This is a genomic window from Psychrobacter sp. Arc9, from assembly GCF_041431295.1.
Lineage (GTDB): Bacteria > Pseudomonadota > Gammaproteobacteria > Pseudomonadales > Moraxellaceae > Psychrobacter.
In genome coordinates, this window is sequence record NZ_JASMRK010000003.1 from 3,810 (window position 1) to 22,627 (window position 18,818).

The window sequence follows — 18,818 nt, forward strand, 5'->3', positions numbered from 1 at the left end:
AAGTGCAGCGGAAGCTGAGACGGTCACCTTTACCCCAGCACCTAATTTCAATGGTGCGGTTAGTGATATCCAATTCAGCACCACCGACGATGATGGTGCCGTATCAGCGCCAGCCACCGTTGAGATTACGGTAACTCCTGTTATTGATATCACTTATGTTGTCATTACTGGTGATGAGACAGTGACTGAAGGCGATACTGCAGACTATAGTGTCAGCTTAAAAGACAATGATGGCAACCCCGTCATCGTCACTCAAGATACCGATGTCACCGTCACCTTTAACAATGGCAGTACCCAAGACGCCGACACCGACTATAACAACGCCCAAACCATCACGGTCATCATACCCGCGGGCCAATCGAGCGCCGCGCTTGACGTTGATACCATCGATGACTATCTTGCCGATGATGGCGAAAACTACAGCCTCACCATCACCAGTGTTGGCGCCAACGAATTTGAAGCGGTTGACTTTAGTAACGAAACCACGAACACCGTCACCACCACCATCGACAGCAACAATGCAGGCGACAGCGCGAATGAGGGTGGACTTGATAGCAATGATACTGTCTATGTCAAACTAACCGGTGATGACAGCCAAATAGAAGCAGACGATGCTGTACTGACCCATACCTTATCACTTGTGGATGCTGACGGTCAGCCTGTTGAAATACCAGTAGGCGGCAGCGTAGTGGTTAATTTATCTTATCTCAACGATGAGACCACTGCGGTCGATTTTGATGCGAGTAGCAAGCTGACTACGGTCACATTTAATGCCAGCACTGGTAATCAAATCATTCTGACCAATACAGTATTAAATGATCAATTAAAAGAAGGTGTCGAGAATTATCAGCTAGCAATAAGCTCTGTTGATGGTACCAATAGTGGCTTGGAGTCTGTCAAAATTGATACCGAAAACAGTGTCACAGGAGAGGTTGTCGACGACGTTGATCTAAAACCTGATGTCAATACCGTACAAGAAGATGGCGTTTTAACCGCAACAGGCAATGTATTAGCTAATGACGAAATCGGTACCGAAACATCCGTCAGCTTGCAGAGTCAGCCTAGCGATGCAAATGATTATGGCGCGCTGACGCTAAATAATGACGGCTCGTACACCTATGTTCTAAATAATAACAGCTCTACCGTACAAGCCCTTGCCAGAGGGGAGGTAGTTGAACAAGTATTTACTTATAGAGTAGGTGATGATACTCAAACCTTAACCATCACTGTAACTGGTACCAACGACGCGCCAACCTTGGATGTCTCTGGTAATAGTAATACCACTGTCAATTATACAACAGCTTACCAAGAGGGTGATGTCCCTGTTGCTATCAGTGACAGTAGTACCATTGCCGATATTGATAATAACGATACGATTGGTAGTGCATTTATTGTATTAACAAACTCACAAACAGGCGACTTAATTGCTATTGATGAAGGTGATCTACCAGCAGGTATTTCAGCCACATTGTTAGGAAATAGCCGCATTGAGTTGAGCGGGAGTGCAAGCTTAGCTGACTACCAAACCGCTATCGATGCCATCACTTTTGCCAACACCTCTGCTACCCCTAGCGAAATAGACCGTATCATTGAAGTGACAGTCACTGATATAAATAATGCTAATAGTAATACAACAACGACAGTTATCAGTGTGGATGCGACGCCGCAAGCAGTCGATGATTCTGCTCAGGTCACTGAAGGCGGTAAAACTATATCGTCGAATACCACGTCCCTAAACTTACTAACCAACGATGATTTGGGTACGGCAAACACAACCATTACGTCATTCACATACTTAGATGAGAATGGCGATAGTCAAACAGTAGCAGCAGGCTCTGTAGTTGATACTCAATACGGCTCGCTAACTATCAACGCAAATGGCACGTGGACATACACATCAGATGATACATCGAATAATCTAAATGGCATTATCGATAGTGTCTCTTATACGATTACAGATGCCGATGGTGACACCAGTACCGCCGACTTTAATATCACAGTGGATGACACGCAGCCCACGGCACTTATTCCTGAAGTAACGCTGAATGAAGATGATCTAACTGGCGGTACCGATACGACGCCTGATGCGTTACGAGCGACGCGTAACCTTGGTATCACTAAAGCTGCAGACGACATCAGCGATGTGGTATTCACTGGTGTTACCACAGCAGGGCTAGAAGCCTTGGCGCTTGAGTCCAATGGTGAGCCATTGACTTACCAGGTGAGCAATGACGGTCATACGGTCTTTGCTAGTGCCATAGGTAGTGAAGTGTTTACTATTACTCTGACCAACCCTACGGATAGTACTGGAGATTCGCAAGCGTTTATATTTGAGCTACAAGGTCAGCTAGATCACACGGATGGAGTTACAATAACCTTACCTCTCAAATATGAAATTCAAGATACAGACAGTGCCACAGTGCAACAGTTTAATGTCAATATCGAAGATGACAAGGTGCTGGCTACAGATGATACACCTGTAAGTGTGGTGGAAGGCTCGTACATTGATGGTGATGATAGTACATTGCTTACGGGTAATGTGATTGATAACGATAAAGGTGCAGATGCGGACTTAAAAATCAATAACTTTACTTATGTAGATAAAGATGGAAATACGGTTGAAGATTCTACCGAGTTTGGGGTGAGTCTAGAAACGCCAACAGGTACTCTAACGGTTAATGAAGATGGCAGCTGGACGTTTGCCGCTAATAAAGCGATTGATAATCGTGTTCCTGCGCCGCCTCTACCTGATCCACAAGAAGATGGATCATTTAGTTACACACTAATCGACGCCGATGGTGACGTATCGAGCACTGCTAGGCAGCCTATAAGCGTGACAGACACTGCGCCCGTCATTGAAAGCGATGAAAGCGTTGTCTTAAAAGAGAGTGATTTGTTCCCTAATTCGGGCACTGCTAGCACTTATGTGGTCAAAGTCGATTCCGCATTTACGGTCACTGGCAATGAGGATAATATCTCTGATATTTACTTTACCATGGGTGATGGCGATCTAATAAACGGCCGTTTCCAGAGCAGTGGGCTACCGCTTTATTATCGCTATGCTGAGGTCGATGGCGTAATAGATTATAGCACCCTATATGTGTCGACTACCCAGCGCGGCGAACTGGTTGCGGATACAGTCGATAATCCTAACAACAACGTCATATTCAAAGTGGAAATCAACCCTGAGGGATTGCCTTATACCAGTGCAGATGCCCTGACTTATACCGCCACCCTCTATGATACGATCAGGCACGACAATATCGATGCCGATAATGACGGTAGATTGGACAATATTATATTTGATCTCGATTACGCGGTTGTCGATGAAGATGGCTCGATAACTGAAGATCAATTCGATGTCGAAGTGGAAAATAGACTATTTAATAAAGATCTTGATTTCACTATCAATGAAGGGGATTTTGGGGACATCACTGGGGATGAAAACCTTGCCCCAAATGGTAAAGATGCCTTATTAATCAATGCTGCTGAAAATTTCGATGGCGGTGTGGTTACCATATTGAATTATGATTTATCGTCATCGAGAGTTTTGCAAAGTGGCCAATCTATTTATATTGATGTAAACGGTAATGCCATTGGCACCGATGATCAGGATAACCCAGCAATCGTTGGTAGTTTGAAGAATATCGGTAATGGGCAAATCGAGTTTAATCCAGAAGAGAACTACTCCTCTATCGCGACGCCAAATGATAGAAATGTAGGCACGGCGGAAGCGCCTACAGGTTATGAGCAGACACCTGATTCGTTTGATCCTAATTATAGTGTGATGTTTAACATTCGTGTGCAAGACGGGGGGCAAACTCTAACTAGTAGAATCAATATCGAAGTAGACCCTGTAGCTGATGCGCCTATTATCGTTATTAATAAGACTGATAAAATTAGTATTGTTGATGGTGTTTATACCAACTCTGTTGAAGAAGATTCATCGACTCAGCTTGGCTTTATAGCACCAATCATTGGTGATAATGGCGGTGAGGCCAGTACGGATCTGAGAGATTATAATTCAGACTACGTGAGTGGCGCTACAAGCGATAACGATGACAATATAAACGGTGGATCTGTCGATCGTAGCGAACGTTTTGGGGCGATTACATTAAGCGGATTTCCTGATGGTGTTCAGCTATTTTACACTGATGTCAATGGCGTTCAGGACATCAGTGATAGAATAGGAGAAGATGGTACGGTCACGTTTAAACTCACCGATGGTACTCACATTAACAATGAGTTTACGGCTGATGTTGAGAATATGACAAGTGCTGACTTTGAATCATTAGTCGTCTCTCCTTCAGTTCAAGATGCCACTAACTTTACAGTAACCATGAGTGTCACTGAGTATGAAGTTGATGAAAAGGGCATCCCTTATCCGCTAGAGCCTAATGACTCCAGTAGTGCTGATCCTGATGGTAGCTTGATAGGAGAAACCACGTCAGTAGATATACTCATCGATGTGCAAGCGGTGACAGATGCATCGATTATTGATTTAGCAGAGCCTGGTACAACTTCTATCACTCTATCAGACGACCCCAACAATGGCATTGATAAAAACGATACGATCAATGCGGTTATCGACGAAGACAGCAGTCTAGATTTGCAGTCTATATTGAATGAAACATTTATAGATGACGATGGCTCAGAGGAGTATTGGTATTCTATTGAAGGGTTCGATGATGCGCTAAATGGTCAGGTGGTGACGATCAATGGTAACAGCTATACCATAGCTGATGGCACAGTCACTCTTCCAAAAGCGCGAGTGACGGCTAGTGATTTGGACCCAAGCTTTACGTTCACGCCTCCGAAAGATTTTGCGGGTGTGATTAATGCAACGCTTATGTTAAATACGAAAGACACCGATGCTGATTCTGTAGGTATCGACCCTGCCATTCAGACCGCCTCTGTACAATTGAGTATAACGGTCAATCCTACCATCGATGTGACAGCAGTGGATCCACAGGCAGGGGCTGAGGATACAACGATCGCTTTATTTACAACAAATGCTGCTGGCGATTCAGTCTTTACCATTACTGATCAAGATGGTAGTGAGACCTTGTCAATAGTGGGTATCTTGAAAGATCAAATTGATGATTTGATTACTGCAGGTGCCGAAATTTCTCTAAATGGTACGCCTATCACAACGGCAGATCTGACAGATGAAGAGCCTTATTACGGTTTTGATGTCACTGATTTGGATGGCTATACTATTACGCCGCCAGCACATAGCAGTATTGATATCAGCTTAACTTATTTTGTAGAGACTACTGATGGTTCAGTCGATAGTGATAACCCTATCACCGACAATGAAACCTTTGATGTCACTATTAAGGTCACTCCAGTGGCTGAGAGTGCTGATATCGATAGCGATGGTGACAATAGCAATGATGTCACTCTCAACCCAGACCATACCTATAGCGCACTAGTATTTGAAGACGGAGATGATGATGGTGTGAGCAGTTCTGCGCCCGTCTGGTACGACTTATCAACTGATGCTGGCTTTAATTTACTTAATGGTTGGTCAAATGAAGATGATGCCGATCCCGATAACTTTGGCGAACCAAGCCATAGCGCAGTTAGTATCGATTCAGAAGAGACCTTTGCCCGTCTGATCATTCAGATTAGAGCTGAGAACGGTGACTGGGTCAACGCTACCGGTGCTCAATTCCGTTATGACATCGCAGGTGAGACGCAGACTGTCACAGCAGGTACTGATGGTGTAGACGTACCAGTGGCTGGGCTTAGCAGCTTGGCATTTATTCCGCCTAATAATTATTCAGGGGAACTACGTATTCAAGAGCAAGCGGTCACCATCGACTATGATGAAGATGATGATACCGCAACAGATAAAGTCGTATCTGGCGAGTCTTTTCTTTACCTAACTGTGACGCCTGTTGCTGATGATGTACTGCTTAGCGTGCAACCTGCTAAAGGAGAGGAAGATGCAGGTAGATCTAATGGCAATCCAACCGATGAAGACAGCTATACACCAGATGACACTATTGACAACCCTGAGGGAGGCATTGCGCTTAAGATAAAGGCACAGTCCAAAGATAAAGACGGTTCTGAAACCTTTAATGTCACTATTGATGCGATACCGGATGGTGCCTACCTTTATGTGTGGGATGCTGATAATGGCGCAAATGGTGGCTATGTCTTGATTGACCAAAACTATGGTGCAGTCAATGATGTTACCACAGTAGATAATGCTGATGATACATGGTCGGTCACGTTGACTGATTATCAAAGTGATAAAGTACCATCGTTTATACCGCCACTGAATAGTAATGATAACTATACGCTACAAGTCACTGGTGTATCAGTAGATGGCACGGACACCAGTGAGCCTAGTGCGTCATTGGCATTGCCTATCAAGATTGACACGATTGCGGATAAAATCCTCAATGACGAATTGAATAAAGTTACCTTTGATTATGGTGGGCAAACCTCTGATAACTACGCGGTTATCCTTGAAGAAAGCGCATTGGATGCCGCTAACAGTGAGATAGCCTTTAGGTCTATTTTTAAGACGCCAGAAGATATCCGATCTTACGATGATGATGGATCTGAAATCGTGACCTACGTCATTACTGGTCTCGATGACAGGTTTGCGATGCAGGGAGCAGATGTAACCTTTATCGGTGGTGAAGGCACTGCTAGGCAGTGGGTTGTGACTGATGAAGCGATTAATAATGGCGAGATAATACTCAAAACCGCAGACAACTTCGCAGGCGAGATTAACTTTAATATCAAAGGCGTCAGTACGGAGAAAACAGGCGGTAGTGAGGCAAGTCAAAACCTCCAGCCTGTGCAAATTTTTGTTAAGCCGGATGCGCTTGATAATGATGTGGTTAATCCTACTGCTGAGCAGAATGAAAACGATTCTGTCACGTTAGACTTTGAGCGCGCCTTTAGACGTACGGATAATCCAGATGATTGGACATCAGGTGTTGAAGAGCTAAAGAGTGTGGCTATTAGCGTCACTGACCTTGAGGCACTAGGTGTTCAGCTCACTGTCGGTGTCGGTGTCAATAGCGTTGTTATCACAAGTGCTAACCTCGAAGTTGCTGATGCTGGGTTTTATACCATCGAGCGCGATTCAGAGGGTGCGTTACCTAAGGCTAGTATCATTGCTATTCCAGCTGAGCCTGCCAGTTCTGAGTCTGGTTTTGTCAATTATCAATCAGGCAATGATGTCTATGACTTTGGCATTAAATATACAGTGACGGATACTGTCAGAGCTACGAATAATGAGACGGCAGATATCGTCTATCAAACATCACAAACCCGTGAGACGAACTTCGTCGTAGATGTCTTACCTATTACTAATGAACCAAAATTTGTCAATCTTGCTGAGATTAAGACTTCAGAGACTATTGATATCGTTAACGCCGATACGGCTGATAATGAATTTATTAAAACCGTCACTCTTACCTCACCAGACTTAGATGGTTCAGAGGTGTTTACACGAATGCAAGTAGACGGTGTGCCTGATGGTATTTTGGTGCAAGTGGATGCTAATGGTGATGGCACCTTCGTTGACGCGGTCAAAGCGGGTGATACCTGGTATGTCGACTTTGATGATGAAACCATAGACACATTTATTACGGCGAGTGTGGACATCAAGTTCAGTGTAAAAGCGGGTTATGATGTAGATAATGCAGTGGACTTGCCCATTACAGTTACCGCCTATAACCAAGATGCACCTGATGTTGAGCAATTAGCACGGGAAACCTTTGAGTTGACGCTTGTTACGGGTACGGACGGTGGTGGAGAGGTGCCTCCTGAGTTAGTAGCCGATCTCATCGTGCAGCCGATAACTTTGACTGAGGATGAAGATGGTCAATCTTTAGATAGCTTTATCACTGGCACACTTAATCAGGTGGCTTATGACAACCAAACGTCTGCACCGATATCATTCACCATTGCCAACTTGCCTGATGATGTGGTGTTACAAGCGTCTAACGGGGTCTCGTTATCCAAACAAGGCAATACATGGTTAATCAGTGGTAATGTCACCAGTGATAGTGATATTGCTGATTTACTGTCTAATATTAGTATTATTCCCACCAGTGATTACAGTACAAACAACCAAAGTGAGGCAGTTACTTTAGATATCTCATTTACAGTGACTGACAGTAATGGTGACTCTGAGACTGTGACAGCAGACGATCCAGCGTTTCCAATAGGTGATCCAGGCACTAATGACAGCACATTGATTGTGCTGCCCATTACCGATTACTTCGATTTCCATGAAGAAGATCCTACAGCAGCACAGAATGATGACAATATCGTTATAGCAGAAGATGAAGAAAAAACCTTAACATTGAATCTGACAAGTACTGTAGACGTAGGTAATGTCGAAGTTATCGATGGTAATGTTTATCTTCAGTTCGCTGATAATGCTTCCGTTAATGGTACGCTTGAGGACTCTAACGGCGTGCCTTTAGATACAGCTACTAATCCTGCAGGATTGCCTGTAGGGGAGTATTTTGTATTGCCAGTAGGCGCAAACAATCCTACGTCTGTAAGTTTCAACTTCGTTCCTGAACCTAACAAAGATGGCGCGACTACAATTGAGGCTTACGTGGTACACAAGGAGACGACAGATATTCCAGATTATGATACGACGACACTAGTATCACGCAAAGACTTTGAAGTCACTGTGGAAAAAGGTCCTGATCCCTTGCTATTAGTCGTCAATGAGGCTGAGTCAAACTTAACTGTAGATGAAGATCAGGGCGAGATCGGTGACACTACTGACGTCAATGTCGTCAGTATCGTGTATACCACCGAACAAACTGATACAGATGAAGGTGATAACGATCAGCCTGCTTCCTTCATAATCAACAATATCAATGATGACTTTACCGTGTACTATGTCAATGATAGCCAAGATATTGTTATAGCCAATAAAACAGGGACAGGGTCGTGGAGCTTGCCAAGTACTGAGGCAAATCCGACGCCCGAGATATTTATCCAAGCACCAGAGAATTATAGCGGTACGAGTAACGCAGTTATTTCAGTATTAAGTACAGACGGCCTACAGGGTGACGCCACGACCGTAGAGCTAGTATTTAACCCAATAGCTGATGGCGTCGAGTTAACCCCGCAGAACTCAGCTGGCAAGGCCTATACATGGGTCGAGTTAAATACCAATGCTAAGATGGAAGACACCGACAGCAATGATATTGGTGAAGGAGGTAGTGAAACACTAACTTTGACAATCACCCCTGAAGATGGCAAACCCTTCGATGAGTCCATGCTATTTAGGATTGGCGACACAGGAGAGGTCATTGGCTTACGTAATGCTGACGACGATGGCGATGGTATCTCTGAAAGCTTAGATGAGGTATCTGTTGAATTTGTAGCGGGTAGCTATGTATTAAGTGGCGTGCCTAGCAGTAGTATTAACGATATACAGATTCTGTATCAGGCTTATAACGGCACCATCACTTATACAGGCAAAACTGTCGAGACCTCAGACCCTGATCAAGTCTTCTCTAGCGAAGAGATCAAAACTGCTGTACTGAACCTGAGTGAGTCTGTCGCTATCGAAACAGGGGCGCAAAATGACACTATCACTACCGCAAATCGTAGCACTACCGTAAACTCTGGCGCAGGTGATGATAACATTACCGGCGGTGCTGGTGATGACTTCCTAGATGGCGGTACTGGTATCAACACGCTAGTAGGCGGCGCTGGGAATGATACGCTAATATTCTCTGCTGACAATACCTTGATGGATGGTGGTGACGGTATCGATACTCTATTGATCAATGTGGCTAATACCACTATCGATTTTGGTGGCTTTGATAGTGGCGTGATTGAGAACATAGAGATGATTGACCTAACTGGGAACGATGCGCAGTCATTAATTAACATCGGTACCAATGACGTTATTACCATGACCGAAAGCAATAATGAGCTATTTATTAATGGTGATGACGAGGATAAGATATCTTTGACCGCGGAGTTTGTCGAGCAAGAAGTATCTGATCAAGCAGATTACATCCAGTATCAAAGCACCATAGATCCAACGGTTAACTTATATATCCATAATGACATCACCATACTATAAGTAGGATAGTTCAGAGTCGATGCTTTTAGATTACTTTCTTAGGAAAGTGTTAGTAGCTTGCAAAGGCGTCTAAGAGAAGAGGGTACTTCTTTTAAAGCATTGCTATTGGAAGTTTGAAAAAAGTTAGCTTATAAATACTTAATAGAGCAAAGGTTATCAGCTACAGATACGGCATTTTTACTTGGTTATCATTCTAATAGTCAGTTTTTTGGTGCTTTTAAAAGTTGGTTTGGGATGACGCCAAATAGTTCGGCAGATTATGGCCTACACTGGGAATTGCCTACCAACTGGCAACAAGCAGACTTTGATGACTCTAGTTGGCCGAATGCCACCACCTATAGTAACCAAACCATTGGGGTAGACAACAAATCAGCTTATACCAATTTCATAGATATTTTTGATAATGAAAAAGCAGATGCTGAATTCATTTGGTCAACCAATGTAGTACTCGACAATGAATTGATCGTACGTTACACAGTAAATGGATTATAAAACTTTATTTAGATTGTTCAGCCTTTATGAAAGCTACTAAGCAATAAAGTTGCAGCTATTAAACGCCTATATTGATAACATTATCTAGTACAACTGAACTTCATGTCTGAGCACTTTATACTTATAGCTAATAGTGATCAGACATTCTTTGCTCTGATTAAAGCGAAGTCGACATATATGATTATTATCGACAAACACTCTCATTCATCTTTGCTTATTCACATCAAAAACAAGCTTATTACTCAGCAGTAGTAAGCCTGTTTTTGATGTAATGATTCTCGCAGATGCGCTACAAGCAGTTTCAATTTTTGGTCCGGTTGCCGTGCTTTGGGGTAAACCGCATACATACCCATTTTCTTTCTTGTAAAGCGTTGCAAAATCTGGGTGAGCGTATTTTGCTGCATTTCTTCATAAACAAGTGCTTGTGGTAAAAAGGCGATACCTAGGTCGCTGAGAGTCGCTTGTTTAATCGCATTAAGATGATTGCTATGAAACCGACCCTGTACAGGAAGCAGTTGCTCCGTACCATCTATATATAGCGGCCATATACCATTCGCCGTATGATCAAACTTATAGACCAAACACTCATGACTCCGTAATTGTTCAGGGGTTTGAGGTGTACCGTGTCGCTCTAAATAGTCTGGTGTCGCACATATGACCCACTGGCTATCTATAAGACGTCTTGCAATGAGTGATGAGTCTTCAAGCTCTGCTGTCCTTATCGCCAGATCAAATCCTTCTTCTATCAAATCAACCAATCGATTGGTAATCTGTAAATCTACTGATATTTCTGGGTGTTGTTTACAGAATTCGGCAATGGATTCGCTCAATATTAGATTCGCAGAGACCGCTGGCATGGTTATACGTATGTTGCCTTTCATGTCCTCACCATAGCCTGTTACGGCATTTTCAGCTTCCTGAAAGGCAAATTTAGCGATTTTAGCTTTGTCATAAAGCGTCCTTCCTGCATCGGTTAAGCTTAACTTTCTGGTTGTCCTATACAGTAGCTGTGCATTTAAGCTCTCTTCTAATCTTACAATACGTTTGCTTACCACTGAATTCGTTAATGACAGCTTTTCAGCGACCCGAGAAAATGATCCTTCATCAACCACTTGGACGAATAAAACCATATCGTCAGCTTTGCCCATACTTGTTCCCCAATTGGTGTAATACGTTTTGGATTATAGCAAAAAAAGAAAATAACATTATCCTTTGATGCAATATATCAATGTATCGACAAGGCGTAGAATATTTTAGGGAATTTTGAGCATTTGTTTATTTAACCATTCTATTAATCATGTCACTGACAGAGATTGTCTTCGGCTTCGTCTGACCGACAGCGTGAAGTTATAAAAACAAATGCTTAAATGAAGTTGTTCAAGGAAGATTACACGATAAAAAAAGGACTATGATTTTGAATCAAACAATATATGGACTGTTGGCATTACTGCCAATCGTTCTCTGTGGTATTTTTTTGATAGGCTTGCAATGGTCAGCCAAAAGAACCATGCCAATCGTTCTGGCGGTTACTGCCGCGCTTGCCCTCTTTGTATGGGATATGACGCTTAATCGCGTGTCTTCATCTATTATTCAGGGAATGGTCATTACCGTCTCAGTATTGTGGATCGTATTTGGTGCTATTTTTTTATTGAATACGTTAAAGCATACGGGTGCCATTGCCGTTATCCGTGCTGGGTTTACCAATGTATCGCCAGATAGGCGGGTGCAAGCCATTATTATTGCTTGGTGCTTTGGCTGCTTTCTTGAGGGAGCGGCTGGCTTTGGTACAGCGGCCGCTATTGCCGCGCCTTTACTTGTCGCGATAGGATTTCCAGCGCTAGGTGCCGTGTTAATGGGAATGATGATACAAAGTACGCCTGTGTCATTTGGTGCAGTCGGTACGCCTATCGTTATTGGAGTAAACAAGGGATTAGATACAGTAGCCATTAGCGCCCAACTGGCACAACAAGGACTAGAGTGGGGCGATTTTTTACAACTGATTACCAGCCAAGTAGCCGTTATGCATGGTGTCATTGGTACATTTATGCCACTTTTTATGGTGATGATGCTCACGCGCTTTTTTGGTAAAAATAAAAGCTGGAGAGAAGGCTTCGCTATTTGGCCATTTGCTATTTTTGCGGGTTTGGCATTCACAGTCCCTTATACCCTAACAGGTATTTTTTTAGGGCCAGAGTTTCCATCATTGGTCGGCGGTTTGGTCAGTATCACTATCGTTGTTAATGCGGCAAAACATGGATTTTTAGTACCAAAAACCACATGGGATTTTGAACCGAAAAAAAGCTGGCCAAGTGAATGGCTTGGTAAGCTAGTGGTCAGCAAAGAAGACATCACTCCTGCGTTGAGTGATAAAAAGATGTCCACGGTCATGGCATGGTTCCCTTATTTATTGGTTGCCCTTTTATTGGTGTGTTCTAGAGTATTAACAGGCTTTCAGTCTTTGCTGAACAGCGCGACAGTAGACCTAACCTCGATTTTAAGTGAGGTAGATATCAGTGCCAGCTTTAGTCCTTTATACTTACCAGGCGGCTTGTTATTAATCAGCGCCTTGGTTGCTGCCGCTTTTCAAACCAAAAGACCTGCCAGTGCACTAAACAATGCATTTAAAGAATCAGGCAAAACTGTACTAGGGGCCGGATTTGTCCTTATTTTCACGATTCCAATGGTTAGGATTTTTATTAATTCAGGCGTAAACTTATCAGATGTGGCGAGTATGCCTGTCGCCAGTGCAGAGTTGTTTGCGGGTACTTTTGGTAGTGTTTTCCCTCTGATTAGTGCAACCATTGGTGCGTTAGGTGCTTTTATCGCGGGGTCTAATACCGTATCCAACATGATGTTCAGTCAATTCCAATATGAAGCCGCCATGAGCTTACATATTTCACCTTCTCTAATCATCGCGGCTCAAGCAGTTGGTGCCGCTGCTGGTAATATGATTGCAGTACATAATGTTGTGGCTGCATCGGCAACGGTAGGCCTACTCGGTATGGAGGGCGCCACACTTAGACGTACTATTTTACCTACCATCTATTATGTGTTGTTCTGCGGGATTATCGTCATGGCTGCCATTTATATCTTTGGTTTTCAAGGGCCTTTAGCATCATGAGTGACACACAATCACCAAATAAAGAGCGTCATATGCCGTCATTAAATAGAGCTTCATCAAACCTTTTCTCATCAAATATAGCGCATCAAGACCAAGACATACTCCGTCCTGAGCAAGTATTAGACAAGCTAACCCATTTACTGGGAGCCAGTAATGTACAGGCTGATCCAGAGAAAAACGAACACTATAGAATGGGGTGGCGCTCTGGTGGCGGCAGCGCTTTGGCTGTTTTGTTTCCGCAAACGTTGCTGGAGATTTGGCGTAGTCTAGAAATATGTGTGGAAGGCGACTGCATTATTATCATGCAAGCAGCAAAAACAGGGCTGACTGAAGGCTCAACCCCGAGCGGTAATGACTACGATAGACCAGTGGTTGTGATTAACACCCTTGCAATGAATCAGTTGTATTTGGTGAATGATAACGAGCAAGTGATTAGCTTACCTGGCGCCACGTTGCATCAGTTGCAAAGTCAGCTCAAAGCCGTAAATAGAGCGCCTCACTCGGTCATCGGTTCATCGACGTTAGGTGCGTCAATTATTGGCGGTGTTTCTAATAATTCAGGTGGGGCACTGGTAAAAAGAGGTCCTGCTTATACCGAACTTGCTTTGTTTGCCCAAATAGACAAGCACGGTCAGCTAGTGCTGGTTAATCACCTAGACGTAGAGTTAGGCGACACTCCAGAAGAAATACTCACTAATCTGCAAACAGGTAATTTTGATAAAAGAGAACTACCTGACACTGGTAAGATGGCATCTGACAAAGAATATATCGCCAGAGTAAAAGATGTTGATGCAAGTACGCCAAGTCGTTTTAATGCGGATAAGCGAAGACTGTATGAAGCAAGCGGCTGCGCTGGCAAGCTAGCGGTATTTGCAGTACGTCTTGACACTTATCCAACGGCTGTAAAAGAGAAAATATTTTATATAGGTACCAACAGTGTGAGTGAGCTTGCACAGTTGCGACGGCAGATACTATCGAGCTTCAAAAATATTCCGGAAGTTGGTGAGTATATGCATCGTGATATATTTGATGTATCTGCTAAATACGGAAAAGACACGTTCCTGAGTATTAAGCATCTTGGTACCAATGCCTTACCTAGATTGTTTTCTATCAAAGGCGCTATGGATGCAAAATTCCATAAATGGTCATGGATGCCAAAGCATTTCACTGACAAAGTCATGCAATTCGTCGCCAATATATTTCCAAAGCATTTACCGAAGCGAATGCTAGAGTACCGCGACCAATATGAGCATCATCTCATCTTAAAAATGAGTGATGATGGCATAGCAGAAGCACAGGATTTTCTTGAGGCGTTCTTTGCCGTGTCAGACACAGGTAACTATTTTGAATGTAGTCAAGAAGAATCAGAGAGCGCCTTTTTACATCGCTTTGCCGCTGCAGGTGCTGCATTACGTTATGAAGTGATACATGAAAAAGACGTCGGCGATATATTGGCATTGGATATTGCTATACCACGTAACGAATTAGAATGGCTCGAAACGCTACCTAAAGACATTGAACAGCATTTGGAAAAGAAACTCTATTATGGACACTTCTTTTGTTATGTATTTCATCAAGACTATATTTTGAAGAAGGGTAGTGATGCACATCTTGTTAAAAAAATGATGTTAGAGCTACTGAGCGCACGCGGAGCCAAATATCCTGCTGAGCATAATGTAGGGCATCTGTACGAAGCGGAACCTGATTTGCAGAACTTTTATAAAAGTCTAGACCCAACCAATACCTTTAATCCGGGTATTGGTAAAATGTCGAAAACTAAACGCAATTGCTCGTGCTGTTTATAACTGAACTCTAAAACTGATATTTAAAACTGATATTTAAAACTGATATTTAAAACTGGCCGTGGGCTGATTGTTTATCAGCTGCTAAGTAGCTAAATAGTTCAGTATTTGTCCATTATAAATTGTTCAATACATCCTCAGAAGCACTGCCGATTGGTAGTGCTTTTTTATTATTTCTCGGTAAATGTATCAGCAGCCTCGAGTTCAGAAGCACATTTATTCAAAATGATTTTGTTATCTATTGTTAAATACCAGTCGATGCTATGTATAATGCAGCACTAGCATAGCTTTCACTTAGTATGGCTTTCACTCATATGCCTTTAATAAGAAGATTACATTATGTCAAACAAGCGTCCTTTATATATTCCTGTTGCTGGACCCGCTCTTTTAGAGACACCTTTATTGAATAAAGGTAGTGCTTTTTCATCAGAAGAACGTAGCAGCTTTAATTTAACGGGGCTATTACCTCATAATATTGAAACAATTGAAGAACAATCATTACGTGCTTATCATCAACTGAGCTCATTCACTGATGCGATGGATAAGCATATTTACTTGCGTAATATACAAGATACCAATGAAACCTTATTTCATCATTTAATTGAGCAGCATATCGAAGAAGTCATGCCGCTCATTTATACCCCAACCGTTGGTCAGGCGTGTGAAAAATTCTCGCAAATTTATCGCCGTAAACGGGGTTTGTTTATCTCATATCCTGAGCGTCACAAAATCGATGATATGCTACAAAATGCCACCAAACAAAACGTCAAAGTGATCGTTGTTACTGACGGTGAACGTATATTGGGGCTAGGAGATCAAGGTATTGGCGGTATGGGAATTCCAATCGGTAAGTTGTCTTTATACACGGCTTGTGGTGGTATTAGCCCAGCTTACTGTCTACCTATTTTGCTAGATGTCGGCACCAACAACCAACAGCTGCTTGACGATCCTATGTATATGGGCTGGAGGAATCCGCGCATCTCTGGCGATGAATATAATGAATTTGTGGACTTGTTTATTCAAGCCGTTAAGCGCCGTTGGCCAGAAGTATTATTGCAATTTGAAGATTTTGCTCAGGAAAACGCGACCCCGTTACTGAATAAATATCGTGATCAGCTATGCTGCTTCAATGATGATATTCAAGGGACTGCTGCGGTATCGGTTGGTACTTTGATTGCAGCCTGTCTAAATAAAGGTCAAAAACTTAGCCAACAGAATATCGCATTTTTAGGCGCAGGATCTGCGGGTTGCGGTATTGCTGAGCATATTATTCGCCAAATGCAGCGTGAAGGATTGACTGAAGAGCAAGCTCGTAGTCAAGTATTTATGGTTGATCGCTATGGCTTATTGACAGATGGCATGACAGAACTGCAAAAATTCCAAGAACCGTTAGTACAAAAAGAATCAGCTATTGCAAGCTGGGATAAAAGTAAGAAACTCGGCTTAGCGCAAGTGGTTAAACAAGCAAAAATCACTGTATTATTTGGTGTTAGCGGACAAAAAGGTCTGTTCACCCAAGAAGTGATCGAATCGCTATGTGCTAATACTGAGCACCCAATTGTACTACCACTTTCAAATCCAACGTCTCGTGTGGAAGCAACGCCGCAAGAAGTCATGAATTGGAGTAAAGGTAAGGCAATTGTTGCGACGGGTAGTCCGTTTCCTCATACCACTTATAACGGTCAGTCTTTTGAGGTGTCTCAGTGTAATAACAGCTATATATTTCCCGGTATCGGTTTGGGTGTTTTAGCAGCACGTGCGACAGGTATCAGCGATAATATGCTAACGGCAGCAAGCCAAGCTCTTGCAGATATATCCATGGAATACGAAAAAGCACCTGGTGCCATCTTACCGCCGATCAAAGTTATCAGAGAGATCAGTGAAAAAATAGCGTATGCAGTGGCATTGCAAGCGGCTCAAGACAAGCTAGCACTACCTATCACATCGGAGAATTTACAACGCCGATTAAAAGCGAACTTTTGGTTACCTGAGTATCGTAACTATCGCCGTACTTCTTTTTAGGTTAGAGATTAGATAGTTAGCCATTATCAATATTGCAAACACCATAAAAAATCACCTTAACTTGAACAGTTAGGGTGATTTTTTTATCTGTGTAGTGATATAAAACTATAAGGTCTGTATGGTCGCGTAGCTTGTTTCAGTAATGTGTAAGGTAATGATTTTGACGGTATCTTATTTGTCGATATTGGTCGATACCGTCAAAAGTAGCCAAGATATAATTTTATTATTCCTTACTAACCTTGCCTATTAACCCTTAAATATAAAAAACCCCTTGTAGCACAAGGCTTACAAGGGGTTTTTTATTACTTCTAATATTATTGGATGGTGCGCCCACCAAGACTCGAACTCGGATCGATCGCTTAGGAGGCAACTGCTCTATCCTGTTGAGCTATAGGCGCATTATGGAGTGACATTGTAGAAAAAAGCAGTCATAAAAGCAATCAACAAAAGACAAATAGAGACAATTTATCTTTACTCACCATTGCTAAGCGCGTCAGTGACATCTACAGCATGATCACCTGATGCATTTTTTGCCTGTGAGGTTGGTTTAAATAAGTCATTTACACTGTTCTTATAACCACTAATGTTCTCATAATCATATTTTTTTAGTATATCTTGACCTGTGCTCGATAGTAAAAAATTACGGAAGTTAATAGCAGTTGTATCGTCTGTCAGGATGACACCTTCAAGCGCCTGTTCATCTTTTAGCGCATAGTTAAAGGGGTTTAGAGTGTGTATCTTTTTATCTTTATCATGCGTACTATTATCACTATTTTTATCAGATGCATTACTTATATCACTGGCCTCAGTACTTTTTTGTCTTTGATCATTTCTATCTTGTGCCTGTTGTAACTCTGACTGTAGGAGCGATACCCGTTCTGTGGATAGGCTATCGTCATTGGTAATAATCATGTCTGTATCAAAGACAAAGTCAGAGAGTTTGTCTTTGGTAGAACCACTACTTGGTACTGTAAGAAGGTCGTGAGAGGGGACATAGCTCGCTAACACTTGTACGTGCGGATAACGAGATTCAAAGCTCACAATGATATCGTCCAAAGGTATCTGTAACTTCTCCTCTGCTCGAATGTATAAAACACTGTCAGCAATCTCTCTTGATTCATCACCTTTCGTACTAGAGTCTGCTTCACTTTCACTTGCCATGATTGGCAATGGGTCTGTGTTTTTGCGATTACTGGTCCACAACCAAATGAAGACCGCGATAAAGATTGTGAGCAGTAGCAAGATTAGCCCAGCCAGCAGTAGTTTGTAGTCTTTCATATATTACTGCTCT

General features: G+C 42.6%; 7 protein-coding genes, 1 tRNA gene and 1 pseudogene. 6 read left to right on the forward strand and 3 right to left on the reverse strand.

Annotated features, from left to right (window positions below; all coding sequences use genetic code 11):
• The 3 genes and pseudogenes from QO187_RS02415 to QO187_RS02425 form a co-directional block, all read left to right on the forward strand.
• Positions 1 to 10,090: VCBS domain-containing protein (locus QO187_RS02415; RefSeq protein WP_371546987.1), on the forward strand; the 10,090-nt coding region annotated here is incomplete at its 5' end.
• 138 nt (positions 10,091 to 10,228) lie between these two features.
• A pseudogene (locus tag QO187_RS02420) lies at positions 10,229 to 10,324 on the forward strand (hypothetical protein); the annotation flags it as partial.
• Entirely contained in the window at positions 10,325 to 10,582 is a 258-nt protein-coding gene (locus QO187_RS02425) for a hypothetical protein (protein WP_371546990.1), read from the forward strand.
• A gap of 242 nt (positions 10,583 to 10,824) precedes the next feature.
• Here QO187_RS02425 and QO187_RS02430 read toward each other — a convergent pair whose 3' ends face one another.
• Positions 10,825 to 11,730 (reverse strand): LysR family transcriptional regulator, encoded by a 906-nt coding sequence (locus tag QO187_RS02430; protein ID WP_371546991.1) that lies wholly within the window; start codon positions 11,728 to 11,730, stop codon positions 10,825 to 10,827.
• Between the two features lie 266 nt (positions 11,731 to 11,996).
• Between QO187_RS02430 and QO187_RS02435 the strand changes: the two genes are divergently transcribed.
• From QO187_RS02435 to QO187_RS02445, 3 genes are all read left to right on the forward strand, one after another.
• Complete coding sequence (locus tag QO187_RS02435) at positions 11,997 to 13,703, forward strand: L-lactate permease (protein WP_371546994.1); 1,707 nt, start codon at positions 11,997 to 11,999, stop codon at positions 13,701 to 13,703.
• The gene (dld, locus tag QO187_RS02440) at positions 13,700 to 15,508 is read left to right on the forward strand and encodes a D-lactate dehydrogenase (protein WP_371546996.1); all 1,809 of its coding nucleotides are present in this window, start codon (positions 13,700 to 13,702) and stop codon (positions 15,506 to 15,508) included. The genes QO187_RS02435 and dld overlap by 4 nt, the downstream gene beginning before the upstream one ends.
• Positions 15,509 to 15,844: 336 nt before the next feature.
• Positions 15,845 to 17,527, forward strand: a complete 1,683-nt coding sequence (locus QO187_RS02445) for an NAD-dependent malic enzyme (RefSeq protein WP_101205849.1) — start codon at positions 15,845 to 15,847, stop codon at positions 17,525 to 17,527.
• Positions 17,528 to 17,849: 322 nt separating this feature from the next.
• Here the strand turns inward: QO187_RS02445 and QO187_RS02450 are convergent.
• Together QO187_RS02450 and QO187_RS02455 are read right to left on the reverse strand one after the other, a co-directional pair.
• A tRNA-Arg gene (locus tag QO187_RS02450) sits at positions 17,850 to 17,925 on the reverse strand.
• A gap of 73 nt (positions 17,926 to 17,998) precedes the next feature.
• Entirely contained in the window at positions 17,999 to 18,805 is an 807-nt protein-coding gene (locus QO187_RS02455) for a hypothetical protein (RefSeq protein ID WP_101205850.1), read from the reverse strand.
• Positions 18,806 to 18,818: the final 13 nt, after the last annotated feature.